Below are 1,167 nucleotides of genomic sequence, written 5' to 3' on the forward strand. Positions count from 1 at the left end.
CCTGCCACTCCGCGCTGTTCGGATCGCTTTCCAGCAGCGCCAAGTAGTCGCCGAAATCGTGCAATCCCAACAGCCGCAGCCGGCGCACCAGGCGGTTGTAAACCATCTCGCGCTTATGCTCCGCCAGCACGATGCCGGCGCGTTGATAAATCAACTGGCTGATACGGCGAAAATGCACGTCCGACAGCGGCAGACGCTGCACCATTTGCGTCAACATCGACGCTGTATCCCGGTTAGAAGTTGACGGCGCCTGTTTCATGCCGCTTCACCGGAGAAAAACGTGCTGCTTATGCGGTTTAACAATCTTGGGCTTCCTTTACCACGGGTGAAACTGCGTTGCTGCTGTTACCTGGCGCGACGAAGTTATCGTCCGCCAGACGGAATACCGCGACCGCGTCGGCCAGGGTAATGGCCTGCTCTTCCAGCGCGGTGGCGGCAGAAGCGGACTCTTCCACCAACGCGGCGTTCTGCTGGGTGACCTGATCCATCTGGGTCACCGCCTGCGTCACCTGCTCGATGCCGCGGCTCTGTTCATCCGACGCCGACGCGATCTCGCCCATGATGTCGGTCACGCGGGTCACCGAACGCACAATGTCCTGCATGGTGGCGCCGGAGTTTTCCACCAGCACCGAGCCGTGTTTGACGCGGCTGACCGATTCGTCGATCAGCCCTTTGATCTCTTTCGCCGCCTGCGCGCTGCGCTGCGCCAGGTTACGCACTTCGCCGGCCACCACCGCGAAGCCGCGGCCCTGCTCGCCGGCACGCGCCGCTTCCACCGCGGCGTTCAACGCCAGGATGTTGGTTTGGAAGGCGATACCGTCGATCACGCCGGTGATATCGGCAATTTTCTGCGAGCTGCCGGCGATGTCATGCATGGTCTGCACCACGTTGGCCACAACCTTGCCGCCTTTCTGTGCGGTTTCGGAGGCGCTCAACGCCAGCTGTGAAGCCTGACGGGCGTTTTCGGCGTTCTGTTTCACCGTCGCGGTCAGCTGTTCCATGCTGGCGGCGGTCTCTTCCAGCGACGCGGCCTGCTGCTCGGTGCGGGAGGAGAGATCGTTGTTGCCCGCAGCGATTTCTGACGCGCCGCTGTAGATGGCATCCGCGCCCTGACGTACGCCGCTGACGGTTTCAATCAGTTCGCCTTGCATGTGTTTCAGGCTGGCC

At 62.1% G+C, this 1,167-nt stretch carries 1 protein-coding gene and 1 pseudogene; both read right to left on the reverse strand.

Going from position 1 to position 1,167, the window contains the following annotated elements; all coding sequences use genetic code 11:
• Window positions 1-205: pseudogene (locus tag AB0H42_RS35805) on the reverse strand (chemotaxis protein-glutamate O-methyltransferase); the annotation flags it as partial.
• A gap of 91 nt (window positions 206-296) precedes the next feature.
• On the reverse strand, window positions 297-1,167 hold an 871-nt coding region (locus tag AB0H42_RS35810; RefSeq protein WP_357064341.1), incomplete at its 5' end, for a methyl-accepting chemotaxis protein.

This window comes from Nocardia sp. NPDC050799 (assembly GCF_040654015.1).
Lineage (GTDB): Bacteria > Actinomycetota > Actinomycetes > Mycobacteriales > Mycobacteriaceae > Nocardia.